The 26,148-nt window shown below is 68.6% G+C and carries 24 protein-coding genes and 2 pseudogenes; 6 read left to right on the forward strand and 20 right to left on the reverse strand.

Features of this window, described 5'->3' with window-relative positions; genetic code table 11:
- Positions 1-8: 8 nt before the first annotated feature.
- Both BA062_RS24300 and BA062_RS24305 read right to left on the reverse strand, forming a co-directional pair.
- Positions 9-629 carry a TetR/AcrR family transcriptional regulator gene (locus tag BA062_RS24300; RefSeq protein WP_110340580.1) on the reverse strand — a complete coding sequence of 207 codons (621 nt, stop codon included), beginning with the start codon at positions 627-629 and terminating at the stop codon, positions 9-11.
- 9 nt (positions 630-638) lie between these two features.
- Complete coding sequence (locus tag BA062_RS24305; RefSeq protein WP_245959981.1) at positions 639-1,952, reverse strand: ROK family protein; 1,314 nt, start codon at positions 1,950-1,952, stop codon at positions 639-641.
- 147 nt (positions 1,953-2,099) lie between these two features.
- Between BA062_RS24305 and BA062_RS24310 the strand changes: the two genes are divergently transcribed.
- Positions 2,100-2,987: a proteasome assembly chaperone family protein gene (locus BA062_RS24310; protein WP_425452948.1), complete on the forward strand. Its 888-nt coding sequence runs from the start codon at positions 2,100-2,102 to the stop codon at positions 2,985-2,987.
- A 147-nt stretch (positions 2,988-3,134) separates the two neighbouring features.
- Here the strand turns inward: BA062_RS24310 and BA062_RS24315 are convergent, their stop codons facing one another.
- A complete protein-coding gene (locus BA062_RS24315) occupies positions 3,135-5,204 on the reverse strand; it encodes a hypothetical protein (RefSeq protein ID WP_110340584.1) in 2,070 nt (689 codons plus the stop codon).
- A gap of 415 nt (positions 5,205-5,619) precedes the next feature.
- Between BA062_RS24315 and BA062_RS24320 the strand changes: the two genes are divergently transcribed.
- On the forward strand, positions 5,620-6,111 hold the full coding sequence (locus tag BA062_RS24320) for a DinB family protein (protein ID WP_110340586.1): 492 nt from the start codon (positions 5,620-5,622) through the stop codon (positions 6,109-6,111).
- 339 nt (positions 6,112-6,450) lie between these two features.
- On the opposite strand, the gene BA062_RS24325 is transcribed toward BA062_RS24320, so the two are convergent.
- Complete coding sequence (locus BA062_RS24325) at positions 6,451-6,711, reverse strand: hypothetical protein (RefSeq protein ID WP_110340588.1); 261 nt, start codon at positions 6,709-6,711, stop codon at positions 6,451-6,453.
- A gap of 360 nt (positions 6,712-7,071) precedes the next feature.
- On the opposite strand from BA062_RS24325, the gene BA062_RS40275 reads away from it, so the two are divergent.
- Positions 7,072-7,491, forward strand: coding sequence for a hypothetical protein (locus BA062_RS40275; protein WP_210406983.1), 420 nt, complete (start codon positions 7,072-7,074; stop codon positions 7,489-7,491).
- A 781-nt stretch (positions 7,492-8,272) separates the two neighbouring features.
- Here the strand turns inward: BA062_RS40275 and BA062_RS24335 are convergent.
- The gene (locus tag BA062_RS24335; protein ID WP_110340592.1) at positions 8,273-8,860 is read right to left on the reverse strand and encodes an aminotransferase class I/II-fold pyridoxal phosphate-dependent enzyme; all 588 of its coding nucleotides are present in this window, start codon (positions 8,858-8,860) and stop codon (positions 8,273-8,275) included.
- An 83-nt stretch (positions 8,861-8,943) separates the two neighbouring features.
- Here BA062_RS24335 and BA062_RS24340 point away from each other — a divergent pair, with 83 nt between their 5' ends.
- Together BA062_RS24340 and BA062_RS24345 are read left to right on the forward strand one after the other, a co-directional pair.
- The gene (locus tag BA062_RS24340; protein WP_110340594.1) at positions 8,944-9,666 is read left to right on the forward strand and encodes a hypothetical protein; all 723 of its coding nucleotides are present in this window, start codon (positions 8,944-8,946) and stop codon (positions 9,664-9,666) included.
- A 290-nt stretch (positions 9,667-9,956) separates the two neighbouring features.
- Positions 9,957-11,162: pseudogene (locus BA062_RS24345) on the forward strand (IS110 family RNA-guided transposase).
- Between the two features lie 151 nt (positions 11,163-11,313).
- Here the strand turns inward: BA062_RS24345 and BA062_RS24350 are convergent.
- From BA062_RS24350 to BA062_RS41030, 13 genes are all read right to left on the reverse strand, one after another.
- Positions 11,314-11,622 carry a hypothetical protein gene (locus tag BA062_RS24350; RefSeq protein ID WP_146240066.1) on the reverse strand — a complete coding sequence of 103 codons (309 nt, stop codon included), beginning with the start codon at positions 11,620-11,622 and terminating at the stop codon, positions 11,314-11,316.
- A gap of 40 nt (positions 11,623-11,662) precedes the next feature.
- Positions 11,663-12,703, reverse strand: coding sequence for an ABC transporter substrate-binding protein (locus tag BA062_RS24355; RefSeq protein ID WP_168214084.1), 1,041 nt, complete (start codon positions 12,701-12,703; stop codon positions 11,663-11,665).
- A 70-nt stretch (positions 12,704-12,773) separates the two neighbouring features.
- Positions 12,774-13,535, reverse strand: coding sequence for an SRPBCC family protein (locus tag BA062_RS24360; protein WP_110340599.1), 762 nt, complete (start codon positions 13,533-13,535; stop codon positions 12,774-12,776).
- Complete coding sequence (locus tag BA062_RS24365) at positions 13,532-13,870, reverse strand: NIPSNAP family protein (RefSeq protein ID WP_110340601.1); 339 nt, start codon at positions 13,868-13,870, stop codon at positions 13,532-13,534. Before BA062_RS24365 ends, BA062_RS24360 begins: the two co-directional genes overlap by 4 nt.
- Positions 13,867-14,766 carry an FAD binding domain-containing protein gene (locus BA062_RS24370; protein ID WP_110340603.1) on the reverse strand — a complete coding sequence of 300 codons (900 nt, stop codon included), beginning with the start codon at positions 14,764-14,766 and terminating at the stop codon, positions 13,867-13,869. Before BA062_RS24370 ends, BA062_RS24365 begins: the two co-directional genes overlap by 4 nt.
- Positions 14,763-15,749 (reverse strand): amidohydrolase family protein, encoded by a 987-nt coding sequence (locus BA062_RS24375; protein WP_110340605.1) that lies wholly within the window; start codon positions 15,747-15,749, stop codon positions 14,763-14,765. The genes BA062_RS24370 and BA062_RS24375 overlap by 4 nt, the downstream gene beginning before the upstream one ends.
- Entirely contained in the window at positions 15,746-18,181 is a 2,436-nt protein-coding gene (locus tag BA062_RS24380) for a xanthine dehydrogenase family protein molybdopterin-binding subunit (RefSeq protein WP_110340607.1), read from the reverse strand. Before BA062_RS24380 ends, BA062_RS24375 begins: the two co-directional genes overlap by 4 nt.
- Positions 18,178-18,678 (reverse strand): (2Fe-2S)-binding protein, encoded by a 501-nt coding sequence (locus BA062_RS24385; RefSeq protein ID WP_110340609.1) that lies wholly within the window; start codon positions 18,676-18,678, stop codon positions 18,178-18,180. The genes BA062_RS24380 and BA062_RS24385 overlap by 4 nt, the downstream gene beginning before the upstream one ends.
- Before the next feature lie 15 nt (positions 18,679-18,693).
- A complete protein-coding gene (locus tag BA062_RS24390; protein ID WP_110340611.1) occupies positions 18,694-19,515 on the reverse strand; it encodes an alpha/beta fold hydrolase in 822 nt (273 codons plus the stop codon).
- Positions 19,512-20,315, reverse strand: a complete 804-nt coding sequence (locus BA062_RS24395; RefSeq protein WP_110340613.1) for an ABC transporter ATP-binding protein — start codon at positions 20,313-20,315, stop codon at positions 19,512-19,514. Before BA062_RS24395 ends, BA062_RS24390 begins: the two co-directional genes overlap by 4 nt.
- A 6-nt stretch (positions 20,316-20,321) precedes the next feature.
- Complete coding sequence (locus BA062_RS24400; protein WP_110340615.1) at positions 20,322-21,194, reverse strand: ABC transporter permease; 873 nt, start codon at positions 21,192-21,194, stop codon at positions 20,322-20,324.
- Between the two features lie 23 nt (positions 21,195-21,217).
- Positions 21,218-22,033, reverse strand: a complete 816-nt coding sequence (locus BA062_RS24405) for an IclR family transcriptional regulator (protein ID WP_110340617.1) — start codon at positions 22,031-22,033, stop codon at positions 21,218-21,220.
- A gap of 295 nt (positions 22,034-22,328) precedes the next feature.
- Complete coding sequence (locus BA062_RS41030) at positions 22,329-22,544, reverse strand: enoyl-CoA hydratase-related protein (RefSeq protein WP_281271657.1); 216 nt, start codon at positions 22,542-22,544, stop codon at positions 22,329-22,331.
- Positions 22,545-22,766: 222 nt separating this feature from the next.
- Between BA062_RS41030 and BA062_RS24415 the strand changes: the two genes are divergently transcribed.
- On the forward strand, positions 22,767-23,720 hold the full coding sequence (locus BA062_RS24415; protein WP_168214085.1) for an FG-GAP repeat domain-containing protein: 954 nt from the start codon (positions 22,767-22,769) through the stop codon (positions 23,718-23,720).
- Between the two features lie 60 nt (positions 23,721-23,780).
- Here BA062_RS24415 and BA062_RS24420 read toward each other — a convergent pair.
- Both BA062_RS24420 and BA062_RS24425 read right to left on the reverse strand, forming a co-directional pair.
- Positions 23,781-24,361: pseudogene (locus BA062_RS24420) on the reverse strand (transposase).
- 36 nt (positions 24,362-24,397) lie between these two features.
- Positions 24,398-26,056 carry an IS4 family transposase gene (locus BA062_RS24425; RefSeq protein WP_425452904.1) on the reverse strand — a complete coding sequence of 553 codons (1,659 nt, stop codon included), beginning with the start codon at positions 26,054-26,056 and terminating at the stop codon, positions 24,398-24,400.
- Positions 26,057-26,148: the final 92 nt, after the last annotated feature.

Raw genomic sequence — 26,148 nt, forward strand, 5'->3', positions numbered from 1 at the left:
CGCTGCGCCTAGGGGCCGGTGAGGGTCGCCGTGGCGATGCGCACGATCTCGGCGATCACGTCGTCCAGCGGGATGCGGTGGTCGCCGACCGCCCAGTGGTAGACCAGTTCGTTGACGGCGCCGATCAGCGCGACCGCGCTGAGATGGAAGTCGCGCGACATGGCCTCCCCGTGCTCGACGGCGCGGCGCGCCTCGGCGACGAGGAACGCCACCCACCGCTCGCGCCACGCGAGCCGGTGCCGCTCCACGGACTCGCTGACGCCCACGATCTCCACATAGGACAGTCGCGCCCAGCGGCGATCCTCGGCGGTGGTGGTGATGTAGGCACGCACGGCGAGCTCGATCCGCAGCGCCAGCGGCTCGTTCTCCGCGCGGGCGAACGCGTCGGCAACGGCCCTCATCGCGCGTTCCAGCACCAGGTCGTGCAAAGCCGTCAGCAATGCCTCGCGTCCGGTGAACTCCTCGTAGAAGTTCCGCGTGGACACTCCGGCCGCCGAGCACAGGCGCTCGATCGAGGTCGCCAGGTAGCCCTCGGTACCGAACAGTTCCAGCCCGGCGTCCAGCAGGCGCTGCCTGCGCTCTGCTCTGCGATCGGCCGCCGTCCGGCCCCCGTAGACGCGATCGGGCATCTTCCCAGGCTAGAGCAGGGGAGCGCGCAATGGGACGTCGACGAGTTCAGGTGCTCCGGCCGGACTTCCCGCCGCCACCCAATGGGCTAGCCGCTCGGGGGCGAACAGTTCGTCGATGACCATGAACGCGGCCCCCACGAGCCCGGCCCGGTCGCTCAGCGTGGAGCGCGCGATGCGCAGCTCACGCGTCGCGAGGGGCAGGGAGCGCCGGTAGACGGACTCGCGCACTGCGGCCAGCAGCAGGTCTCCCGCCGCGGCCACCCCGCCGCCGATGATCACGAGCGCGGGGTTGTAGAAGCTGACGAGCGTCGCGAGCAGGCTGCCGATCAGCCTGCCCGCGCGGGTGAGCAGCTCCACGGAGGTGCGGTCGCCGCTCTGCGCGGCGCGGGAGATGTCCGCCGCGGTCACGGTGCCCGTGGACTCCAGTACGCCGGCGAGGAACTCGCTGCGCCCCTCCTGTGCCGCGGCGAGCCCGTCGCGCGCGAGTGCCGCGCCGCCGGCGTACGCCTCGAGGCAGCCGGTGTTGCCGCAGCGGCACACCACGGTCGCCTCGTCGTTGACGGCGGCGTGGCCGATGTCGCCCGCGCAGCCCTGGCTGCCGCGGTGCAGCCGCCCGCCGGACACGAGCCCGGCGCCGATGCCGGTGCCGATCTTGACGTACAGGATGTCGCGTTGCCCCTTGGCGGATCCGGCGCGCAGCTCGCCGAGCGCCATCGTGTTCACCTCGTTGTCGACCCACACGGGCGCGCCGAAGCGGGCGGTGAGCCGGTCGCGCACCGGGTAGCCGTCCCAGCCGGGCATGATCGGCGGCGCGCTCGGCCGTCCGGTCGCGAACTCGACCGGACCGGGGAGGCCGATCCCGATGCCCCACACGGCGACGTCGCCGTGTTCGGCGCGGATCTCGGTGAGCAGCTCGTCGAACAGGATCTCGACGCGGTCCAGCACGGGATCGGGGCCGAGCGCGATGTCGGCGGCTTCCTCCCGTTCGGCGAGCACGGTGCCGCTGAGGTCAGTGACGCCGACGCCGATGCTGGTGGCGCCCAGCTCCGCGGCGAGTATCACGCCCGCGCGGGCCCGGAACCGCAGCTCGCGGGGAGCGCGCCCGCCGCTCGACGGGCCGAGCGCGCCCTCTTCCATGAGCCCGCATTCGGTGAGCTGGTTGACGCGCTGGGTCACGACGGTGCGGCCGAGCCCGGAGTGGCGGCTGATCTCGGGCCGGGTGCGCGCCGTGCCCGAGCGAACGAGGTCGAGCACGGTCGCGAGGCTGTCGACGTGCTCGGGACTCGGCACGGTCGGGGTCCGGGGTGTCTTCGGCTCCTGCACGCGAACATCTTCCACCACGGGGCGCCCGGGGGCAGGTCGATGTGGTGGGATGGAAACAGGACCGCCATGCGTTGGTATCCGCTTGGGACAGACAGCTGAAGATCAGGAGGTTTCGCGGTGGTGTCGGATCCGGTCGAATTGTACGAAGTGGATTCCGACGTTCCCGTTCTGGACGGTGCGGTGCTGCTCTACCACTTCGACGGGTTCATCGATGCGGGCTCGGCGGGCAGGGCGGTCGCCGATCACCTCCTGGAGGAGCTGGACGGGCCGGTCGTGGCGAGGTTCGACGTCGACCGGCTGATCGACTACCGCTCACGGCGGCCGACGATGACGTTCTCGGGTGACCACTGGACCGACTACGAGGCGCCGGAGCTGGCGGTGCGGCTGCTGCACGACGAGAACGCGACGCCGTTCCTGGTGTTCACGGGACCGGAGCCGGACCACGAGTGGGAACGCTTCGCCGCCGCCGTGCGGCATCTCGTGGAGCGCTGGCAGGTGCGGCTGAGCGTGGGCTTCCAGGGCATCCCGATGGGCGTGCCGCACACGCGGCCGCTGGGCCTGACGGCACACGCGACCCGCGCGCAGCTCATCGAGGACTACCAGCCGCTGTTCAACGAGGTGCGGATTCCCGGGAGCGCCGCGGCGATGCTGGAGCTGCGGCTGGGGGAGGCGGGCCACGACGCGATGGGCTTCGCGGCGCACGTGCCGCACTACCTGGCGCAGGCGCGGTATCCGGCGGCGGGACTGACGCTCCTGGACGCGATCACGCGTGCGACGGGACTGAGCCTGCCGTCCGACACGCTGCGGGAGGCGGCGCGGCGCACCGACGAGGAGGTGGACCGCCAGGTCCGCGAGTCGGACGAGGTGGCCGAGGTGGTGAGCGCGCTGGAGCGCCAGTACGACGCGTTCACGGCGGCGAGTGCGAAGGGCAACCTGCTGGCGGACAACACCCCGATGCCGACGGCCGACGAGCTGGCGAGCCAGTTCGAACGCTTCCTGGCCGAGCAGGGCGGCAACGACTCCACCGAGCAGTGACCGCCCGGCCGCGGTGAAGGCCACCACGTCTGCGGCCACCCGCTGCAGTGAAGGCCACCTTCACTGCGTTGAACGCAGTGAAGGTGGCCTTCACTGCGGTCGCCGGTGGGTCGCGCTCGCACCGTGGCAGGTCGAGCGAGGCCGGGCTCAACGCCGGCGCTTGCGTCGCTTCTCGCGCGCTTTCCGAGAGGACCGGGACGACCGGGACGTCCCGGCGAGCGGGTGCACGGTCGCGAGCCCGGGCCGCCGCGCGGCGAGCAGCTCGCGGAGCTCCTCGAGCCCGGTCTCGTCCGGATGACCGGACGCCAGCAGCGTCGCCGTCAAGCCGCGCGCCTCGTCCGGGGGGAGCTCGCTGAGCATGTCGGCAACGGCGTCGGGGCCGCCGATCTCCAGCAGGTGGATGAACTGCTCGGCCATGCCAAGCACCCTTTCCTCCTCGCCGAGTTCCTCCATCGCGAGCTCGCCGTCCTCGACCAGCAAGTGGGTCGCGATCGGGCCCAGGTGCCGGTCCGCGCGCAGGTTCCGCAGGAAGGCGGCTCGGTCGGGAAAGGTGTGGGACAGGATGTCGAGCATCCCGAGCGCGCGCGTGCGGAACGGGCAGTCGCGGATCGCGTCCAGCAGTCGCGGCAGGCCGCGGTCCCGGCCGCCGTGGGCGGCCAGCCATCCGGCGACCTCTGCCTCTGCTGTCTCCGGGCTGTAGTGCTCGGAGAGCATGCCCAGCATGGGCCCGGGTTCGGCGTCGGCCAGCTCACCGACCAGCGGCGCGTGCCGGCCCTCTTCGACCAGCCGGGCGCGCACCGCCCGGGTGGCCAGCGGCGTGAGGGACACCAGTTCCATCGGGCCGGCCCCCGGCCGCAGTGCGGCCCGCAGCCGATCGAGCATGTCCGGCGGCAACGGCGCGACCTGGTCAGCCGCCCCCGGGTCGAGGCCCAGATCGGCGCGGAAAACCGGATCGGGCTCCGCGGTGGTCAGCTCGACCGCGCCGAAGTCGGCGAGCGTGGCGAACAGCCGACGAAGGTCGTCGCCGACCCCCTTTCGCCACGTCGTCTCGGACGCCGCATCGAGATCATCGATGTCGAAGGCTTCGTTCAGGGACAGCCAGACACCCTCCGCGAGCCGGACGACCGGCATCGGTTCGGGGAGCCCGTAGAGGGTGTTGAGCACGTCGGCCAGCACCTCGTCGATGAGGACGCTGAGCAGGGTGGTGTGCTCAGGTACCCAGTGACGTCCTTGCGTGACGAGCTCGGGTGAGGGCAGTGCGCCGAACGCGGCCGTCCACAACGCGAGGCTGTCGCGCAGCAGCCGAGCGTTCTTGGCCACCGGCACCAGCTTGCCCTTCACCACCCGGACGACGCGGACCTGCTTGGCCAGCTCCACCAGAGAGGACAACACCGGCAGGTCGGAGCTGCTCCGGGTCTGAAAGACCCGGTCCCCGATCCGCGGGTCGAACCGGTCGCCGGTGTCCAGCAGCGCCACCAGCTCGCGGGCATCAGCGAGCTTCAGGTTGCCGCTCGGGGTCAGCGATCGACCCTCGCCGACCCAGTCGACCAGCCCTCGCAACCGGGCGACCACCGGGGTCCGCTCGGCGGCTGCCGCGAGTTCCGCGTCCGGCGGAAGCGACACCGGCAGCTGGAGCACCGCGCGTTCGGGCCGGCCACCGCCATCGCGGACATGCCGGGCGGCGATCTCAGCGAGAATGCCGTCGTCGTAGTCGACCCGGCCCGCGCGGGCGTCGTCGAGGAACCCTGCCATGGCGGCATCGTCCGTGGGGTCCACCCCCAGGCGGAGGGCCTTCATCACCCAGAATTTGGCCACGCCGAAGTTGCGTTCGTCGGCCATCGCCGCGGGGAACTCGGCCCCGGCCTTCGTGATCGCCGCGTCGAGCTCGGCCTGCGGATCACCGGTCGGGTCGGCCAGCCCGGTCGCGTGCAGGTAACGGATGAGCGCGCGCAGGTCCTCGGGCATGTGGGCTACGTCCTGCGCGGTGGCCGACACCGTTCGCGGCGTGTGCGACAGCAGGAATTCCTCGACCAAGCCGGTGGTCCAGTACCCGAGCCGCCCGTCGACGCTGTGGTGCCGGAAGTCCAGCATCGTGTTCAACGCCATCGGATCGAGCTCGCGGCCCTGTTGCTCCGCCCAGGCCACGCAGCGTCGGATCAGGACGGCCTTGGCCGATTCGAGCGCGTCGGTGTCCTCGGGCTCGAAGTAGGTGCGCATGCCAGCCTCACGGTCCTTGCTGTTCGAGGAGTTGTCCAGGCTAGTGCAGACGTGAGGGCTACTGAAACGCGGCCGTGTCAACTCTCCACCTCAGGGGCGGGCGGGCAGGTCGTCTCCGACCCTCGGTTCAAGTACATGGCCTGACGGCCGAAGTCATGGGATGATCTGCGACAGACAGGCATACGCGTCAGCGATCGGTTCGGCTCCCGACCTGAACCGGCTTCGGCTGTGATGTTCAATTCCGCCCGCGTCGACCCGCGCCCTGCGGATCACAGCGGTGACCCCGAACGCTCCGGCTCATTCCAGCTCTGGATGCGACGTCCCGGCTTCGCCTGCCCTCGCCGAACGCAGCCTGACCGCCGACCGAGGCGGGACCGCACGGTCCCGACGCCTCGCTGGAGATGGAGTGAAACCCGTGGATACCAACCGAATGACCAACGGCGCCGAGCGAGCGATCATCGAGAACATGCTCGATCGCAACCGCGAAGCCCTGATCGACACCGTACGCGGCCTCTCCGAGGCCGACGCGCGGCGCCGGCTCGTTGCGTCACTGACGACACCGATCTCCCTGATCAAGCATGCCGCGGCCGCCGAACGGATCTGGTTCCAGCGATTCTGGGCGGGACTCGACGAATCCGAATGCGACGGATACTCGAACCGGGACGAGGGCACCTTCGCCGTCGCCGACGACGAGCTGCTGGTCGACGTGATCGCCGAGTTCGAGCGGGCAAGCGAGCGATCGCGGGTGATCGCAGCCCGTTTCGACCTCGACGACACCAGGGATAATCCCCGGGAAGGAACAGTCAGCATGCGCTGGACTCTCCTCGCCATGATCGAAGAGTTCGCCCGGCACGCGGGACACGGTGACATCCTTCGCGAACAGATCGATCGGTCCGGGTCGCGATAGCCACGCCCGCCGTCCGTCGCCTGAGCCCTGACGGCGGCGGCGCTGGAAGTCCGCCCAGGAATGACGAAACCCCACCGGCGGTGATCACCGTTGGGAGTCTGACCTGGGAAACAGGTGGTGCGCGATACTGGGATCGAACCAGTGACCTCGACCGTCAAGGTAGCCGCCGCAATCGCCCTGACCTGCACAGATGGAGATCTGGGAGGTCGGGGCCCTGTCCGGCCAGTGCAACGGTCCTGCGTCGGAGACACCGGCTGACGTGTGCCGGGTATCGACCGCGCCACGTCGCATTCCTGAGATGCCATCGGGTCGTGTGGGGCGTTGGTGACGCTGCCGCAGTTACGTGGTGCTCTTGACCGGGGGCACGTGTTGCTGGTCAGCATCGCCGCCACCCACGCTGTGGTGCGGCCGGGCTTGCCGAGCTTGCTGCTGTTTCCGGTACTGGGAGTCGCGATCGGCGAGGGCGGCCTCGAACCGGAGTTCGACAACGCCCAGCTCGCGCAGGGCTTGGGTACCGCGGCGCTGGCGGTGACCATGGTGGAGGGCGGGTTGACGATCGAGCACACGCAGCACGGGTGTGCCCGTCAACGTGCGCGTCACCGACTTCGACCACGCATGCCAGGCCGGCACGCACGACGGGGCACGCGAGTTCAGCGACCTACTCATCCGACGCGGGATCCGGCCGAGCGAAGCATCCACGGTGCTTCGGGCACTCACCGACCGCCTCGGTTGGGGCCGCATCGCAGCGGCGGCGCCCGCAGGCAATGGGTTGACGACCTCCTCGCGCGGCTGCCCCGCTAGGCACGAACTGTGGTGCACGAGCGAGCAGCCTCGACGCCGGGTTGAGGCACCTGAGGTTGCGCGTCAGTGCGAGTTTGCTCGGCTTGCGCTGAAGCCTCCCGCCGTGGTCCGTCATACTCGCGTGTCTGTTCTCCGATGGTAGTGGATCGTCCACTCAGAATGAGCGTCGAAAAACGCAATGGGATTTTTCCGGGAGTCCAATTGACATCCCGCCGCGAGCGGCGTGACGATACAGCCGCTCGAGCGAATCAACTGGCCAATGAAAAGGGTCAGGACTTCTCTCAACAGTCCGGGCTGTGCGAGCGGAGAATAACGACGCGCAAAAATCATGAAGGTTGTTCTGAAATGACAAAGAAGAGAGTCGCTGCAGCTGTTTCGGCAGCGGTGGCAGCAGTGGCGATGGTGCTGTTGCCTGCCACGCCAGCGTTCGCCAAGATCCAGCCTGTCGATGTGTCCTGCACCAACCAAGGTGGCAACCAGCCGGGCGGCCAGCAGCCGAGCTGCCAGGGTGGTGGCCTCACGCAGGACACGGAGAACCAGAACCCGGCCGGTCAGGCCCCGCCTGGGCAGAACCCCTGATCGTCCGGCCGAGTCCTGAATCGGAGGCGCACGGCGGGCTCGCGGGCGACCATTCTGCGCTCGCCGAGCCCGCCCACGAAAATGTCCGGTTCGCCGGATCTATTCGTTATCGGGGGATCACCCGAGTACGGTAGAAAGCTCACCAATCGAACCCAAAGGCGGGTAGAAGATATTTGCGAAGCGATAGTGGTGAATGGCAGAGTCTTTTCGTCGGCGGAGTATGGTTTAGTCCTGCTATGGCAAGTCGGTCTCCAGTCGTAATTCCGCATAAACGGTTATCGCCGATCGGCGCCGGGCGGCGCTACCTGCCCGCCGGGCCCGACGTCGACCGCGTGATCCGCGAGAAGTAGGACGAGCGGGTGCTGCTGCACCGCATGGTGGCCCGCAAACCGGACGATCCGTGCAACTTCCAGCACGACCTGGACAAGTTGCCCCGGTCACCGCCACCCAAGCCGTGGCCGCCGGCCAGCGGCTGGTCGAGCTACTCACCGGCCGCCGCTGGTACGTCATGCGGGAGGCACGCGAGACCGGGGCCACCTGGGACCGACATCGGCGCCGCCTCGGCGTGAGCCGCCAGTCCGCCCACGAGTGGTACCCGGTGTCCAGCCGATGGCCACCGACGCGGACATTTCGCTGAGCACCGAGGCCCGCCAAGATGGTGACGATCACCGGGTGCGAGCCGACCGGGTGTTCGCGGCCGCCACCGACTGGCTGCGCGAACATCAACGGTCGATGGCGGCTGTTCGGCGCTCCGACGTCGACTACGGTCCGTCAGATGGGGTCAGGCCTGAGCGTCGACCAGGCGCGCCAGGATCTGCACCCCCTCGACGATCGCAGCGTCGGTCGCGCGGGCGAAGCCGAGCACGACGCCCGGTGGCGCGGACGCGGTCTGCTGGTACCTGTGCAGGCCGTAGATCTTGAGCCCCTCGAGAGCTGCGTCGCTGACCAGTCGCTCCTCATCGATCTCTGGAGGGAGCATCACCTGCATGTGCAGTCCGGCGGCGACGCCGGGGACCTGTGCGGACGGCAGTGCCTGCTTCACGGCGTCGAGCATTGTGGCTCGCCGGCTCGAGTAGGTCTTGCGCATCTGGCGAAGGTGCCGCGCGAGCGCGCTCGATTCGAAGAGCTCGGTGAGGACCAGTTGGTCCAGTGTCGAGATGCCGAGGTCGATCGCCCGGCGCGCGACCGCAACGTGCTCGGTCCAGCTGGGCGGGGTGACGAGCCAGCCGAGGCGCAGTCCCGGGGCCAGTGTCTTGCTGGCCGAACCGAGGACGGCGACGAACTCGGGTGCGAGGTGCTCGTCGAGCAGTTCGTCGCCGGGGTCGGCCATCACTCGCTGTGAGTCTGCGGCGAGCTTGCTGTCGACCACGTGGAGCGGACGGCGGTGCAGGAAGGCTCGGCGGACTTGGCGACTCAGCGTATCCGTGTTCTACCTGTTGTACGGTTTCTCGGATGGGGAACGCGGTTGCGGTCATCGCTGCGCTCATTTCGGTCAGCGGTGCGTTGGTGACGGTGGTGCTGGGTGCTCGGTTCGAGCGTCGGCGGCAGCTGGAACAGCGGCGGCAGGAACGCCTGGACCACACCGACCGCTACAGCGGCCCCCTGTTGGCCGCAGCCTCCGCCCTGGCGAGTCGCCTGCGTAACGTCATGGACCCCGAGCAGATCACCGAGTTCAGCGCCGCCGACGAACCACGCAGCCAGCGCTATCTCGACTACGCGATCAACGAGACGATGTACCGCATCGGCCGGTATTTGTGCTGGGTGCACATCGTTTCGCGGGAAGTCCGGGTCCTCGATTTCGGCAACGAGGAACGTAACCGTGAGCTGGTGCGCCGACTCGCCGCCGTGCAGGGCGCGATCTCCAGCAGGGACGGAGACCTCACGTTCATGCTGCTCGGGGGCGAGCAGTGGGCCTTGGGTGAGCTGATGATCGACCCAGACAGTCCGGCCGACGACCCTGCCTGCATCAGCTACGTCGCCTTCGTCGACCGGCTCGACGACCCCGCCTTTGCCCGCTGGTTTCAGCCCTTGCAGCAGGACATCGCGGCCTACATCCCGGATCCCGCGCGGGCGCGGCCACGGCTCACCGCGATCACGGAAGCGCTCGACGAACTCATCGCCCTGCTTGACCCGCGCGGCATCTGGGTGCCGTTCAACGAGATCATCCGCACCTGAACGCTGACCGCGTGGTCGACCGCCGACGATCCCGGCGCAGGTCCCTTGGCCCGCACCGCCCCGTTACCTTCTTCGTAGTTCCTGATCAAGGAGCTGTGGTCGCCAGGTCCGGCATGACTGATGCCCCCAGTCGCACGCATGATCCGGGGGGTGGTGTCACCGGACCTGGTGGCATCGAGGGACCGCTGAATAGGGACACGGCCGCCTTCGGGCAGGTCTCGTCGCAGGCGTGGGTGCCGGCCATCGATGCTCGACCGGCGACCACCCGCGACGGACGAAAGACACTGCACATGACCAGCAGTTATGGCGTGTTCCTCGGCTTGGACGTCGGCAAAGGAAACCACCACGCCGTCGGCCTCGACCCGGCCGGGAAACGGCTGCATGACGGGCCACTGCCCAACAGCGAACCCAAGCTGCGGGCGCTGTTCGACAAGCTCGCCGCCCACGGGCCGCTGCTGGTCATCGTCGACCAACCAGCCACGATCGGCGCCCTGCCGGTCGCGGTCGCCCGCGCCTGCGGGCACCAGGTGGCCTACCTGCCCGGCCTGGCGATGCGCCGCATCGCCGACCTCTACCCCGGCACCGCCAAGACCGACGCCCGCGATGCCTACGTCATCGCCGATGCCGCCCGCAGCCTGCCGCACACGCTGCGCCAGGTCGACACCGGTGACGACACCCTTGCCGAGCTGGAGGTGCTGGTCGGTTCGACGACGACCTGGCCGGTGAGGCCACCCGCCTCGGCAACCGCATCCGCGGCTTGCTCACCGGCATCCACCCCGCGCTGGAACGCGTCCTCGGACCGCGTATCACCCACACGGCCGTGCTGGAGATCCTCTCCCGCTGCGGCGGCCCGGCCGGGATCCGCAAGGCCGGACGCCGCAAACTGAGCGCCATCGCGACCAAGCACGCACCTCGCATGGGCGCCAAGCTGGTCGAGAGCATCCTCGCCGCGCTGGACGAGCAGACCGTGACCGTCCCCGGCACGGCGGCCGCCGACGCCGTGCTCCCACGGCTCGCTGACAGCCTGAAAGCCGTGCTGGCACAACGGAAAACCGTCGCCACGGAGGTGGAGGAGATCCTCGATGCGCACCCTCTTGCCGGGGTCCTGACCTCCATGCCCGGCATCGGGGTCAGGACCGCCGCCCGCATCCTGCTCGAGATCGGCGACGCCTCCGCCTTCAAAAGCTCCGGCACACCTCGCCGCCTACGCCGGGATCGCCCCCGTCACCCGCACCTCCGGCAGCTCGATCAAGGGCGAACACCCCGCCCGCACCGGTAACCGCAAGCTCAAACGGGCGTTCTTCCTGGCCGCCTTCGCCGCCCTGCACGACCCCACCAGCAGGGCCTACTACGACCGCAAGCGCGCTGAAGGCAAGAAACACAACGCTGCCCTCATCTGCCTGGCCCGCCGCCGCTGCGACGTGCTCTTCGCCATGCTCCGCAACCACACCTACTACCGAACCCCGCAACCCGAGACCACGCCCGCTGCGGCTTGACAACCACATAGGGACACCCCCCGGACTGCCGGGCTCCGGGCCTTCCGGAGTCCGGCAGTCCGGCAGTTCGGGAGGCCTGGCCGAGGGGAGCCGCAGGGTTAGTACGCCTGCACGTCCGGGCGTAGCTGGATCCCCGCCGTGTCGACGAGGATCACGGCGCGCTCGGCGAGCCCGGGCTCGCCCCGGCCCTGTCCTGGGGGGACCAGTCCGCCATCGCGTCCGCCATAGGGAATCTCGTCGCGACGATGTCGCCGGTGAGCTCCAGCTGTCGGCACGCCTCGTAACCGTGTCGCAGCCACAGCTCGCGCGCGTGGCCCTCGACGTTGGGGAACTGCCCGGTGCTTGCGAGCACGGCCAGATAGTCCTCCTCGGGCGTCGCCACAGCGGTGGTCGCGGTGACGGTCGCAGAGGCTGCCGCCGTAGTGGGTGGTGGCTGGCCCGTGATAAGCGGCGTACTCACGGCTAACAAGGTGTTCGCCGCGAGTGGCCTCGACCGGCGGTCAGTCGAGCCCGTCGTAGATGACCGTCTCCGGCGGTTCCTTGGTGAGGTATCCGGTCTGCTGGCCGGCCTGGAAGACCGATCGGATACCGTCTGCCACGGCGCTGGCAGGCTGGACATTCATCTTCAGCCGCTCGTCGTTGGTCTCGATGAGCTGCTGGATAACGCCCGCGTCGCCACCGGGGATCTCCTTGGCGATGATCTCGGCCGCCTGTTCGGGGTTCTCCAGAACCCAGTCAGCGGCGGCCTTGTAGGTGTCGTAGAGGCCCTGGACCTCCTGCGGGTGGCTCTTGGCCCACTCCAGCTGCGCGGCCACGCCGAGATAGGGGATCTGGTCGGTCCCCAGCTTGGCCTTCCACGCGTCGTAGTCGAGGTCGATCTTGTGGATGTCAGAGGTGGCGGCCGCGAGCGAGGAGTACGCCGGCTCCCACAGCTGGGTCGCGTCCGTCCGACCGGTCTGGGCCATGGTCGAGAGGCCGGGAGTGGTCTGATTCTGGGTCTCTACGGTACTGAGGTCCAGGCCCGCCTCCTGGGCGAACCACGCGAACATCGCGTAGTTCGTCGTGCCGGTCGCTGCGGCGAGCGTGCGGCCTTTGAGGTCGGTCAACTGCTGGATGTCGTCCTTCTGGGTCACCACGGTGCCGTAGAAGTCGAAGAGGTTGAACAGGTAAGTGACCTCGGACCCGCGCTCGGTGCGTAAGGCCTCCGAGAGCAGGGCCGCGCTGGCACCCACGTCGTAATGCCCCGCACCGAACTCTGAGTTGTAGTTATCGGGCGTCGCGTAGGTGAAGCGCATGTCGAGGCCGTGGGCGGCGTCGAGGTCTTGATCATCGATGATGGCGGGGAGGAAGGCGCCCAGCGACGGCGCTTGGAAGGCCACCACGTCGACGCGGGCGCCCCCGCCCTCGGCCGATCCTTCGTCGGAGCCGCACGCCGCCAGCGGTGCCAGCGCAGCGAGGGTGAGGCTGGCTGCCGCGATGCGGCGGCGCGGAGCGGTCGTGCGTATTCCCGGGAGATGCCGGGAGTCGGTGTTGCGAAGCAAGATGACCTCGTCTCTGAGGGATATCACAGACTTCTGGACGGATTGGTCGGTATGCCGAGCTGGTGGCCGGTCAGGGCAGGTGCGGCGCGGAGCCTGGGTAGGGCAGCACATAGGTGACCGGGATGCCACCCGGGCTGGCCCGTCGGCCGCGGCGTCCGGCCAGAAGGCCGATGAGACCGCCGAGACCTGCCGTGACGATCGGTACGGCCGCGCGCCGGAGCAACGGCAGAACGATCGCCCGGACGACGTCGAGCGACTGGTTGCCCGTGACGTTCGTGTCCGTGCCGCCGAGCTCGCCGCGAGCGTCGGCCGCAGCAGCGGGGGCTACGCCGGAGATGCTCGGTGCGGCCGTCTCGGGCGTCCCCGTGGTGTCGGCACCGTCGTCGGACTGGGCGATCATCGCCTCGAGCCGCTGCACGAACTGGTCGAGCATGGCGTTGCTGACCTCGGCGAGCAGGCTGCGCCCGAACTGTGCAGCACGGCCGCTGATCGCGAGCTCGGTCGAGACGTCGACGAGAGTGCCTTCGCCGTCCGGCTTGAGGTGCAGGGTGACCAGGGCGGAGGCTGAGCCGCTGCCCTTCGCCTCGCGACCCCGCGCCTCGACAACCGCCCGGTGGGCCACATCGTCGCGCTCGCGGAAGACGGCGACGCCCTGGTAAGTGGCGTTGATCGGGCCGATCTTCGTGGAGAGACGACCGCGGTACTCATCGTCGATCACTTGGTCGAGGTTGGCGCCAGGCATGCAGCGTGCGACCTTGGGAAGGTCGGTCAGCAGGCCCCACGCGTCGTCGACTCCGAGGTCGACCCGGAACTGCTGGTTGAGAGGGATCATCGTGTGCCTCCGGTGTCAGAGCTGGGCCAGTACGGCACTTCGAGCAGGTTGCGGCTGCTCATCTCGGCCACGATCGGGCCATCGGTCTCGGACGTCTGCTTGGCGTCCTTCCACTCGGGGTCTTTTTGGAAGCCCTCCCAGGCCCGCCGTTGCGCCTGCTCGTCCTCGAACCGAAGCAGGTAGACGATCCGCCGCGGGTCACCGGCGTCGACCCAGAAGCCCATGAGCTCCAGGCCGTGCCGTTCAAACAAGGGGATGGTCGCCTTCTGGAACCGGTCATGGACGCGGTCCGTGGTGTGGTCGTGCGCGACGTACTCGCGCAGCTCGTAGATCATCCGGTTGCCTCCATGGATCCGGTTCGGTTACCCAGGGCCCGCGCGGCGGCGGCGGCCAGGGCGCGTTCGACGATCGTGCCGGCGACGTCGCGGCGGTAGTCGGCAGTGGCGTGCAGATCGGCAGCCGGGTCCACATCGCGGCGTACGACGTCGGCGGCCCGGCGCCACAGCCGCTCGTCGACCCGCTGGCCGACGAGCGTGTTCTCGGCCTCGGTGGCCCGGAACGGCTTTGCTGAGACGCCGGTCAGCGCGATCCGCGCCGACGAGACGGTCGCGTCGTCGGTCAGGGTGAGCTGTGCACCGGCCCCAGCAAGCGCGAAGTCGCCATGCCGACGGCCGACCTCGTTGAACGCCGCGCCGGTGCGGGCGGGCACCGGGGCCACGCGGATCTCGGCCAGCAGCTCGTCCTCCTCCAGCGCCGTGACGAGGTTGGCAAGGAAGAAGTCGCGTGCCGCGATCTCGCGGGTACCACGCCGGCTGACCGCCACCATCGTGGCGTCCAGAGCCGAGAACACTGCGGGCAGCTCGGCGGCAGGGTCGCCGTGCGCCACGCTCCCGCCGATCGTGCCCCGCGCCCGGATTCCCTGATGGGCGACATGGGGCAGCGCGGCGCTGACAAGCGGGGCGGTCTCGGCCACCGCGGCGGACCGCTCGGCCTGGTGATAGGTCACCATCGCCCCAATCACCAGAGCATCGGTATTCCGCCGGATCGCCCGGAGAGCGCCGATCCGGCCGAGGTCGATGACGTGGTCAGGGCGCGCCAGCCGGAAGTTGAGCAGCGGGATGAGGCTCTGGCCGCCGGCGAGCACCTTGCCGTCGGCACCGTGCTCGGCGAGAAGCTCGAGTGCCTCCGCGAGTGTCTCGGGTCGGTGGAGCTCGAAGTCGACGGGCTTCACGCCGCCCCACCGCCGAACAGCTGGGCAGCGTTGCGCCCCTCTATGTCGCGCTTGTCCTCGTCACCGACCTGTAGATCCGCGACCAGCTTGCGCGGCTCCAGGTCGCCGATCGGGAACGGGTAGTCCGACCCCAGCATCACCCGTTGCGCGCCCACCTTGCCGATGAGCAGCTGCAGGGCGTCGGGGTCGAAGACCACCGAGTCGAAATAGAGGTTGCGGAAGGAGGCCACGGGATCGTGGGTGGTGTCCTTGTTGAGCAGGTGGTTGCGAGTGAGCCGGCCCAGCACGTACGGCAGCGCGGCACCCGCGTGGGCGACGACGATCTTCGCCCCGGCGTACCGCTCCGGAATGCCCGCGTAGAGCAACCGCGCCAGCGTGACCGTGGTGTCCTCCAAGCGAGCCAGGCCGTTGACAAGCCCGAAGTCGCTGTAGCGCTCGCTGGCGCCGCCGAAACCCGGGTGCAGGAAGACGATCGCGCCAGTCTCGTGGGCGGATTCCCAGAAAGGCGTGAACGCGGCGTCGTCGAGGTCTCGGCCAGCAGCGCGGGTGGCGATCATGATGCCCGGCGAGCCGGAGGAGACCTGCTGGCGCAGCGCCTCGGCTGCCCGCTTGGGGTCCTGCAGCGGCACGGTTCCGAGGACGGTGAGCCGCGGCTCCTCGACTGCCACTTCACGCAGTGCGTCGGTCAGTGCGGCCGACCACTCCGCACCCTCCTCGGCCGGGAGGTCGTAGCCGAAGATGTCCAGCCAGCCGCCGACCAGCTGGTGGTGGATGCCGTTCTGGTCGAGCCAGGCCACCCGCTTGCCGAGATCGCTAAGGCCAGGCGCGATGGGGCGCGTCGGCGCACCACCGTTGAAGGCGACACGGTACGTCGACTCGTGCGCCGTCACCTCGATGTCCGGGAAGCTCAGCTCCCCGCCGTGCACCTGCTCGATGAGGCGTAGGGGCACCATGTGGGCGTGGACGTCGACGACGCTGGTCACGAGCTCTCCTGTTCTGCGGCCCGCAGCGCGGACCAGATGTCACTGGGCTTGATCGGCAGGCTGTGCAACGGAGCGGCGCCGACGCCGTTGAGCGCATCGTTGACGGCGCTGGCGACGGCGGCCGGCGCTCCCATGTAGCCCGCCTCGCCGGCGCCCTTTTGGCCGTGCGAGGTGTAAGGCGAGGGAGTGCAGTGCTCCACGTCGACGATGCGGGGCACCTCGTGGGAACTCGGCAACAGGTAGTCCATGAAGGACGAGGTGAGCGGCTGGCCCTCGGGACTGAAGGCGAACTGCTCGTAGAGCGCCACGCCGATCCCGTGCGCAGTGCCGCCGTAGACCATGCCGCGGACGACGTCGGGGTTGATGACCGTGCCGCAGTCGTGTGCCACGACGTAGCGCTTGAGCTCGACCTTCGCCGTACCAGGGTCAACAGCGGCGAGCACCAGGTGCAGCTCGAAGGAGTACGTCGGGTAGAGCTGGACCGTGCCCTCAGGCGAGGTCAACGTGCCGGACCGTGGGGTGTGGGCGACGTGCACCATCTCTAGCCCCGGCTGCATCCCCGGAGGCATCAGATGCTGCTTGCGATGAGCGATGGCGACTAGCTCTCCCCACGAGAGGCGTACGTCGGGGTTCGAGCCGGACACCACGGCGCCGTCGCGGTAGTCAACCTCGTCGACCGGCAGGCCAAGCTGGTGGGCGCCGATGATCCGGAGCTTGTTCTTCAGCTCGCCGGCCGCGCCATGGATTGCCTGGCCGAGCACGATGGTCATCCGGGACCCAACCGGGCTCTGTGAGGGGAAGCCGGACAGCGAGTCGGCGCGGACGACCGCGATCCGGTCGGGGCTGATGCCAAGCTCCTCGCCCACCAGTGTCGCGACCATCGTCTCGTGCGCCTGGCCCGCCGACGAGATCGAGATGACCGCAGTCACCGCACCCTCGCCGTCCACCCGGATGCGGCAGGCCTCGGGGAAAGTGGTCTTGTCGTTCTTCGGGTTCATGATGTTCTCGAAGATCGCGTTGCCACCGCCCGGTTCGAGGCATGACGCGACGCCGATGCCGGCGAGGTAGCCCTTGCCGCGCAACTCGTCACGCTCGGCAATCAAAGCGGCAAGGTCCGCGGCGGCGATGCCCTTCTCGAGCACCGTCTCGTAGTCGCCCGAGTCGTACTCGGTGCCGCTCGGGATGCGGAAGGGGAACTCGTCGCGCTTGATGAAGTTGCGCCGACGCAGCTCGATGCGGTCCATGCCGAGGTCACGGGCCACCGCGTCCACCGCTGCCTCGATCGCGTAGTTGGTCGGCGACTGGCCGAAGCCGCGGACGGCAACCTGTCCGGTCTTGTTCGTCACCACGGCTTTTGCGTGATATTCCGCGCTCGTGATCCGGTAAGGGCCAACGATCGCGCCGATCGGCTTCGCCAGCTGCAGCGGCGAGCGACCGGGGTAGGCGCCCTCGTCATCGAGGACGTCGATGCGGATGTGGGTGATGTCGCCCTTGTCGGTGTAGGCCAGCTCGACCTCGAAGATCCGGTCCGGCCCGTGGAAATCGCCGCCATGCATGTTCTCGCTGCGGTCCTCGATGAGCGCCACAGTTCGGCCCAGCCGGCGGGCGAGAAAGCCAGCGAGGACGGCGTGCTTGATGCCGCGCTTGACGCCGTAGCTGCCGCCCACGTCGACGTCGAAGTGCACGCGCACCTGGTTGGTGGGGATACGCAGTGAGCCCGCGACCTGCTCGGGGAACTGCGGCATCTGGATCGAGGCCCAGACGTCGAGCAACTCGCGGTGGGGATCCCAAGCCGCGATCACGCCGAACGTCTCCAACGGGACGGTCGAGTTGCGGTTCCATCGCGTCCGGACGGTCGTCGTGCGGTCCGCCAGGGCGCGGTTGCCCGCAACGTCGCCCCAGGCGAAGTGGCGGTCCGCCATCACGTTCGTCCCGTGTGTCGGATGCACCAGTGGCGAGTCCTTCCCCGCGGCGACCTCGGGATCGATGACGAACGGCAGCGGCTCGTAGTCGACGACGACCAGCTCGGCACCGTCCTCGGCCACCGCACGCGAATCGGCGACAACCGCGGCGACCCACTCGCCGGCGTACCGCGTGGAACCGACGGCCAGCGGCCACCACTGCACCTCGGGGACGTCGAGGTACTGGCGCAGCGGCTCGGTCTCCGCTGCGAGCTCGTCACCGGTGAGGACAGCCACCACGCCCGGCACCTGCAGGGCAGCCGAGGTGTCGATCGCGCCGATGCGGGCGTGCGGGTGGGGGCTGGCGACCAGGGCGACGTGCAGCGTGTCCGGCCTGATCAGATCGGCCACGTAGCGGCCCTTGCCGGTGACGAACCGCCGGTCTTCGCGGACCCGGTCGGGCTTCGAGAGGTAGTGGCGCTCCGGCTCGCTCAGCGGTCCGGTGCGTGGGCGCTCCTGTTGCAGGGTCATCGCGCCGGCACCGTCTCGATCGTTGACCTCGCCTCGAGTGCCTTGGCGATCGCCTCGCGGATTTGCACATAGCCGGTGCAGCGGCAGATGTTGCCGCCGATCGCCTCGTCGATATCGTGGTCGGTCGGCTCGGGGACGTTCTCTACCAGGGCCTGCACCGCGAGTACCATCCCTGGCGTGCAGAAGCCGCACTGCAGTGCGTGGCTACCGCAGAAGGCCTCCTGGACCGGATTGAGCTCGCCGTCGACACCGGAGAGTCCTTCGACCGTCGTGACGGACCGCCCGTCCGCCTGCGCCGCGAGCATCAGGCACGAGCGGACCGGCTGGCCGTCGAGCAGGACCGTGCAGGCCCCGCAGACGCCTTGCTCGCAGCCCAGGTGCGTGCCGGTCAGCCCGAGGGCATCACGGAGGAAATCGGCCAGGCTGGTACGCCCGGTGGTCTCACATCGACGAACCTCGCCATTGACGTCGACGTCGATGACATGGGTGCTGCTCATGGGTGGGTGGCCCTCCTAGACCTCTGAGGCGGGTCGCGCACGGAGCGCCGCCTTGAACTCGCGTAACTCGGTGGCGAAGACGTCGGGGTTGTCGACGTTCGACAGATGCCCCGCGCCTGGGATGACACGGAGCGTGGCCTCGGGGAGCTGCCGCACGATCGACTCCGACAGTGCCCGCGGTGTCTTACCGTCGCGCTCACCCCACAGCACGCGGACGGGCTCCTTGACGTCGGACAGCCGATCGTCGAGCTGCGCGCCGAAACACGCCTCGACGGCCGCGACAAAGTCTTCGGCGTCGAGCCCCGCCATCGCGTGGCGCACCGCGTCGCCGGCCGAGGGCACCGGCTCGCGGAAGGTGTCGGCCACATAGGTCGCCGCGACCTCCGCCATCGACGTCGTGTGCGCCTGGTCAGTGAACGAGGCGATCTTCGCCGCAGCGATCTCAACCGGCAGCGACGCGAAGCTGTCCGCCACAACGAGGCCGCACAGCGTGCCGGGGTACGCCGCGGCGTACGCCAGGGCCTGAATACCGCCCATGGACACGCCCGCGAGCAGGGCGTCCTGCACGCCGGCGTGGTGCAACACCGTCGCAATGTCCTCGGCCCATTGGTCAACCGAGGTCCGCGGCGCCCTCCCGGACGCACCGTGTCCACGACTGTCCGGGATGATGACGCGGAAACAGTCGGTCAGTCGCTCCGCGCAGGGCTCCCACATGGTGCCGTCGGCGCCGAGGCTGTGCAGTAGCACCACGGCCCCGCTGTGGTCGGCGTCGAGGTCCCGGTAGGCCAAGCGACAGCCGTCCGGCGCGGTGACCTGCCGGATTTCGGTGAAGGTCATGCGGTCGTGATTTCCTCGGTGCGTGCCGCGTCGGCCTGCGCCGGCTGGCCGACGTCGCTGTCGGTCGGCGGCTCCATCGCACGCAGGATGCGCTGACGGAGCCGGTCCAGCTCGGCCCGGTCTGCGCCGGGTGTCAGCCGGATGTCGTCGGCGAGGTGGCCGGGGGCGCGCATCACCATGACGCGGTCGCCGAGAGACAACGCTTCGGTGATGTTGTGGGTGATGACGACGCCGCTCTTCCCACCGCTGCGGACAAGTTCGACGAACTCGGCACGCAGGTTCTTCGCGGTGATCTCGTCCAGCGCCGAGAAGGACTCATCGCAGAGGATCAGCTCGGGGTCGACAGCGAAGGCCCGCGCCAGGGACACGCGCTGCCGCTGCCCACCAGACAGCTGGTGCGGGTAGGAGTTCTCCCGGCCGGCCAGGCCGAGGCGGGCGAGCCAGTCGCGCGCCCGCGGCTCCCACTCGCGCTTGTCGATGCCAGCGAATTTCATGCCGATGCAGACGTTCTGCATCGCCGTACGCCAGGGCAGCAGTCGGGCGTCCTGGAAGACCACCGCCACGCGGCGACGGAACCAGTCGAACTCAGTGTGCGGGTCGTGCCCCTGTACCCGGACGGTCCCTGTGGTCGGGGCGAACAGCCCGAGCGTGAGGTTGAACATCGTCGACTTCCCGCACCCGGTCACGCCCACGACCGACACCAGCTCACCGGCGTTGATGGTGAAGTCGAGGTCGGCGATGGCCTGGTGGCCCGGGAAGGACTTGGCGACGTGGTCGAACTCGATGACGGCTTGGTTCATGATGGGCTACCCCTTTGCAGCCGAGAGGTCGGGTGAGGAGACGGTGGCGTCTTTCGCGGCCGCCTGCTGCGGTACGGCGCGGTAGCGCAGGGCGTAGGCCTCGATGCCGTCGATAACGGCCTGGAGGATCAGCATGCAGATCGCCAGGAGCAGAGTCCACGAGACGACGGCCGCCATGTCGAAGAGCTGTTGCGCAGTGAGAAGCTGCGATCCGACGCCGACGGTCGCGCCGACTAGCTCGGCGATCAGCACCATGCGGATGCCCAGACCGAGGTTCACCTTCCACGCGGTGAACAGCCCAGGGGTAACCCCCGGCAGCGTGATCTCGCGGAACAGTGCCCAGCGGCTGGGACGGAAGGACCGCGCCATGTCGCGCAGCTCGGCCGGGATTGCGCGGTAGGAGTCGTAGGTCTGCAGCGTGAAGCCGGGAAGCGTCACGAGCAGCATCACGAAGAAGACGCGCAGCTCGACGTTGCTGAACCAGATGACGGCGATGATCACCCACGACAGGGACGGGATCCCCTGGATGAACCGCACGATGGGCAGCAGGTAGCCAGCGGCCGACTTGCTGGCACCGGCGAACAGGCCGAGGGCGGTGCCGATTAGGAAGGCGACCCCCAGACCGATGCCGACGCGAAGCAGGGTAATACCCAGGTTCTGCAGGCCCTCGGTGCTGCTGGCGGTCTCCCACAGCTGGCTGGCCACACTCGAGATCGTCGGGACGTTGTAGCCGCCGATGACCATTGAGGCGACCTTCCAGATCGCTAGGAAGGCCACGATGAGGACCGCGATCCGCGGGTCAGCGATGCGTCGCCAGACCGGCGTCCGTGCGGCGGCGGCCAGCGTCGCGGGCCCAGCTGCTTTGGTGGTACGCGACATGTCGCTCCTTGAGTTGAGGCTATTCAGGACGTGCTGGGGGGTGCGACGTCCGCGGCAACGCGATGAGTGATGACGGCCGCAGGTCCGCCCAGGGCGACCGAGATGTCGGCGCCCGCCTGCAGGGTTAGATCCCGCAGCAACGGGAACCGCTCCTCGGAGAAGCGGTGCTCTGGCAGGCACAGTCCGACCGACGCCACGACGCGGCCTGTGTGGTCGCGGATCGGCGCCGCGACGCCGCAGACCTCGTCGCGGTAGCTGCACTTGTTGACCCCGAAGCCGTTGGTTCGCACGTCGGTGAGCAGTTGGCGCATCTCGTCCGGGTCGACGATCGAGTGCGGTGTGTACGACGGCAGCGGCTCCGCGAGGACGCGGTCTATCTCGGCGTGGTCGCTGTAGGCGAGCAACACCCGCCCAGTGGCCACGCACGTGGCGGTGCACCGTCGCCCGACATACGACTTCGCGATGACCTGTTGCGGGCTCTCGAGCCGGTCGATGTAGACAACGTCGCCGTGCTCGTAGACACCCAGGTGCACGGTCTCGCGCGACTCCTGGTTCAACCGCTGCAGGAACGGCGCTGCCACCGACCGGAGGTCGAGCTTCTGCGCCCACATGCTGCCGAGTTCGAAGCACCGCACGCCAACGGAGTAGCGACCGGTGGTGCTCTGCGAGACGTAGCCGCGCTCCTGGAGCGTCGCCAGCAGCCGATGCATGGTCGCTTTCGGCGTCTCGGTGCTGTCGCACAGTTCGGTGAAGGTGAGCTCGGCGCCCGAGCGGGCGAGTTCCTCAAGGACGAGGAGCGCACGGGCGACTGCCGGAATCGTGTTGGAATTGTGTTCCACGCGACCTATACAATGAAACTAAGTTCCAAGTGTCAACGTGATGTAGACCACTATGCCTCTTTCTCGCAGGCCACGCCGACTTGCTCCTCGCCCACATGCGGCCGCCACGGACCTGGGGGCGGGACGGCGACCTCGCGCTCGGCAACGCGGGGTCCCGGTTGCTACACCAACCGGGTGATAACCCGCTGCCTTCACAAATGACCTGACGACTGTCGAGAGTTTGGTTGACGGAAAGGGACTCGGGCTGTCGCTTGTGGAGGAAGGCGCTGATTCCTTCCGCCGATTCGCCGCCGGTTCACGAGCGCGATGAGGCTCTCGGTCCTGCGTTCGTGGGGGAGCCGCCGCGGATGGCGGTGAGTCCGGCGATGTCGGCGCCCGCGCAGAAGGTGTTGCGCGCGCCCTGGAGCACGATTGCTCGCACCGTGTTGTCCGCGAGCCCAGTGACCGCATCCGGGATCGCTCGCCACATCGCCGCCGACATCGCGTTCCGTTTGGAGTCGTTGGTCAGCACGATGCGAGCCGATTGGCCCGTCGACCTCGACGTCGACGCGTCCGACTCACCGGCCGCCGCTGGCCGTCATGCGCGACGACTGCGCGGCCGGGGTCCAGCTGGGCCGACATCGGCGACGCCCGCGACGAGAGCCGCACCCGTAACGTTTCCCGGCTGACCGCGACCTGAATACGGCAAAGCCGACACGAAGGGGACGTGATGCGAGCTCTGATGATGGCCGGTATGGCGGGTCTGCTGTCCTTGGCCCCCACCAGACCCGCGGCGGCGTCTGGCGTGGTGCAACAGTGGTGGACCGGAACGGTTCTCCCGGGGGTCGAGGTCATGGTCGGCGACGTCACTGGCGACGGCAAGGAAGACCTCGTCACCTCCAACCCCAACTCGTACGGCTGCTACGCGTTGGAGTCGACCGGGTCGGACTTCCAGGGGCCGCAGCGGTGGTGCGATTACCCCGCTCTCACCAGCATTTACGGCGACACGAACTTCATCGGCGACGCCGACAACGACGGCCGCGCGGACGCCATCATGGTCCAACGGCAAACGGCTTCGAACCCCCGCGGCGGCATCTCGGTGGCGAGGTCAATCATCGACGGCTATGGCAGGGAACGGTTCGCAGACTCCACGCCGTGGCTAGACAACATAATCGCCGGCGACTACGGGAACCGGGCGGCGGACCTGGACGGTGACGGGGACACGGACGTAATCGGATTGTTCGACCACATCACGCTGGCGGCCTTGTCGGACGGCACCACGACGCTGCCGTTGACAGGGTGGGGCCCACCTATCCGCGGTGAGAAGGCGACACTGGCTGCCGACGCGACCGGCGACGGCAAGGCCGACTTCATCCTCGTCGATTCCAACGGCACCAAAGTGGTACCCAGCAACGCAAACCGCTGGTTCGACACCCCCACGCAGTGGTCGACCACTCCGTTCTACGGCACCCGGAAAACCCTCACCGCGGACATCGACGCTGACGGCAACGCGGACCTCATCGCCGTCAACGACACCGACGTGCAGGTAATGCGCTCCACCGGTGCGGGCTACGCCCCTCCCGAACTGTGGTACGCGGGCTCGTTCTCCGGCACAAGGGACACCCTCACAGCCGATGTGGACGGCGATGGCGATGCAGACCTCATCGCGGCGAACGACAACAACGTGCAGGTGCTGCGCTCGCAGTAGGGACTCACATCCCACACGAGATCCGGCTTTGGGCCCGGGGGCAGCAGAGGGACTGTCCGATTAACAGTGGATCTGGGCTTGGTTCGGTTCGTTGCTGCCCGGCGTGATGCGGCCTTCGAAGGTGATCGCGAAGGGGTTGAGCGCCGGTTTCCACCGCATGGCCCATCGTGCCTTGCCACGGCCGGTGGGGTCTAGGGACCGGGTGACGAGGTAGAGGCACTTGAGCGCGGCCTGTTCGCTGGGGAAATGGCCTCGTGCTCGGACCGCGTGACGGTAGCGGGCGTTGAGGGACTCGATCGCGTTCGTCGAGCAGATCACCCGGCGGATGTCGACGTCGTAGTGCAGAAACGGCACGAACTCCGACCAGGCGTTCTCCCAAATCGCACGATCGCCGGATATTGCTGGCCCACGTGCTCGTGAACTCGGCGAAGCGTTCCTTCGCGGCGGACTCGGTCGGTGCGGTGTAGACGGGGCTTGACATCACACGGGATCCGTTCCCAGTACTTGCGGGAGGCATACCGGAAGGTGTTGCGGATTGAGTGGATCACACAGGTCTGCACCACGGCGCGTTCCCACACGGTGGTGATCGCGTTCCCGAGACCGGGCAGACCGTCGCAGACGGCGATGCACACGTCGGCCATGCCCAAGGCCACGAAGTTAAGCCGGGACGGGGCCTGTCAATGGGCTGTTTTCCATTCGTCGGCCAGGGTGTATTTGCCGTAGCCGACTTTGCGGAGCACGCCTTCGGTGGCCCATTGGTTCATCTGCGTCGCGATGTTCGGGACGTCCAGGTGCGCGGCGACTTCGATCGGGCGCCAGACACGGTCCGGCTGACGGGACATCAGGTGGAAGACGCGGTTGCGGTGCCCTGCGCCCATCGGCCTGGTCCCGCGGACAGCCTTGCGGCGATCTACGGGGTCGTCTGATCTGGTCGACGGTGGGCTGGTAGGAGCGGGCCGGACTATGAGGACCAGGCTCGTGATCGGGCGACTGCGGCGGGGACGACGCTCATCCGGTTTGACGGGATAGCGGGTGCGACCTGCCTTGACCGCTCGGGCGCTGGTGCGGCGACGTCGAGGAGGCAACAGACCGGCCAGGATCGCGGTGCCGACGACACCGATCAGTGCGTCGCGCGCGGCGTCTTGTGCCGGCGCGGCAAGGGTTAGCTGATCTCGCGCGGCCTCCAGAGCGATGGTGAAGCTGGCGCGGTCGGGATCGGAGCCTGGCCGGGACTCCACCGCGTCGACCATGGCCGTGCGTAGGAGCTGGTAGACGGTGAGCTGGGCCCACAGTTCTTGCTCGAGACCGATGGGATCGTGTGACCGCAGTACGGTTCCGCGCAGCAGGGTGTGCCGCAGGGCGTAGAAGGCGGACTCGACCTCCCACCGTTCGTGGTAGAGCCGCACCAGCGTCTCGGCGGGGTCACGACGGCAGTCCAGCAGCGTGGTGGCGATCCGGTAGTGCTCCACAACCCGTTCACCGCTGCTCGCAGTCATCGTGATCTCCGCGTCGATGACGCGGAGCTTCAAGCGGCCCAACCGGGTCAGGTAGGAACCATCGGGTAGTGCGGCAAGGATCGCCGGCCGGCGTCGGGCGGTCACACGGATAAGGAGCTGGGCGCCAGTCGCGGCGGTGTCGGCGAGGAAGTCGTCGGCGTCGAAGCCTCTGTCGGCTAGTACGAGCATGGTCGCGTCCAATAGCGGCAGCAACTGGCGTGCATACCCGGTTTCGTACTGGCTGATCGGTCCGAACGCGGCGCCGAGCACGCCGCGCGTCCCTGTCTCGCACAATGTCATCAGCCGAAGCATGGGATAGCCCGCCCAACCCAGCCGCGCCTGGATCCTCCCCAGCCAGGCGCGGTTGCGCTCGCAGTCGGGGACCTTCACCGCGCTGCAGCCATCGAAGGCGACGGTCCGCCAGCGCCGGTAGCACACCCCTGCCGTGGTCGGTTGCGCCAGAGGACCAGCCACGATCTCGAACAAGGCCTTGAACGGCGCGGGCCCGAGCCGCCGACGGAGGTCACGAAGAGCCTTCTCACTCGGGCAGAGGCGGACATAACTCCGCAGCCCGGCGGTCAGCTTGTCCCACACCCGCGAGTACCCCAACGACGGGAACAGCGTGAGCGCCAAGACGAAGTACACCCCGACCCGAGACGGCAGGCACCGCAGTCTCCGCTCCACGGTTCGGGTTTCGGCCAACACGGCGTCGACGAGCTCCACGGGGAGGTAACGAGTCAACTCGCCCAGATGCCCCGGCGCCATCCGGAATCGGGCATCCTCCCCGGTGAGCCGGGACGAAGAAAGGGCACACTGATCGCGCAACGGGACCTCTCGCAGCAGGATGATCTTGGTCGATCCCTGCCTTACCAGAAGCCTCGATCACCTCGCCGCGCAACACACCTGCGGAGCACTTGACAGGCCCCGCCCGA

The sequence above is a fragment of the Prauserella flavalba genome, assembly GCF_003202235.1.
Classification (GTDB): Bacteria; Actinomycetota; Actinomycetes; order Mycobacteriales; family Pseudonocardiaceae; genus Prauserella_A; species Prauserella_A flavalba.

Coding starts and splice junctions, on each gene's coding strand:
- BA062_RS24300 (WP_110340580.1), bottom strand. CDS start 629: ATGCCCGATCGCGTCTACGGGGGCCGGACGGCGGCCGATCGCAGAGCA.
- BA062_RS24315 (WP_110340584.1), bottom strand. CDS start 5,204: ATGCGCACCTACTTCGAGCCCGAGGACACCGACGCGCTCGAATCGGCC.
- BA062_RS40275 (WP_210406983.1), top strand. CDS start 7,072: ATGAGCGTCGAAAAACGCAATGGGATTTTTCCGGGAGTCCAATTGACA.
- BA062_RS24340 (WP_110340594.1), top strand. CDS start 8,944: ATGGGGAACGCGGTTGCGGTCATCGCTGCGCTCATTTCGGTCAGCGGT.
- BA062_RS24360 (WP_110340599.1), bottom strand. CDS start 13,535: ATGATCCCTCTCAACCAGCAGTTCCGGGTCGACCTCGGAGTCGACGAC.
- BA062_RS24365 (WP_110340601.1), bottom strand. CDS start 13,870: ATGATCTACGAGCTGCGCGAGTACGTCGCGCACGACCACACCACGGAC.
- BA062_RS24380 (WP_110340607.1), bottom strand. CDS start 18,181: ATGACCCTGCAACAGGAGCGCCCACGCACCGGACCGCTGAGCGAGCCG.
- BA062_RS24385 (WP_110340609.1), bottom strand. CDS start 18,678: ATGAGCAGCACCCATGTCATCGACGTCGACGTCAATGGCGAGGTTCGT.
- BA062_RS24390 (WP_110340611.1), bottom strand. CDS start 19,515: ATGACCTTCACCGAAATCCGGCAGGTCACCGCGCCGGACGGCTGTCGC.
- BA062_RS24395 (WP_110340613.1), bottom strand. CDS start 20,315: ATGAACCAAGCCGTCATCGAGTTCGACCACGTCGCCAAGTCCTTCCCG.
- BA062_RS24400 (WP_110340615.1), bottom strand. CDS start 21,194: ATGTCGCGTACCACCAAAGCAGCTGGGCCCGCGACGCTGGCCGCCGCC.
- BA062_RS24415 (WP_168214085.1), top strand. CDS start 22,767: ATGGCGGGTCTGCTGTCCTTGGCCCCCACCAGACCCGCGGCGGCGTCT.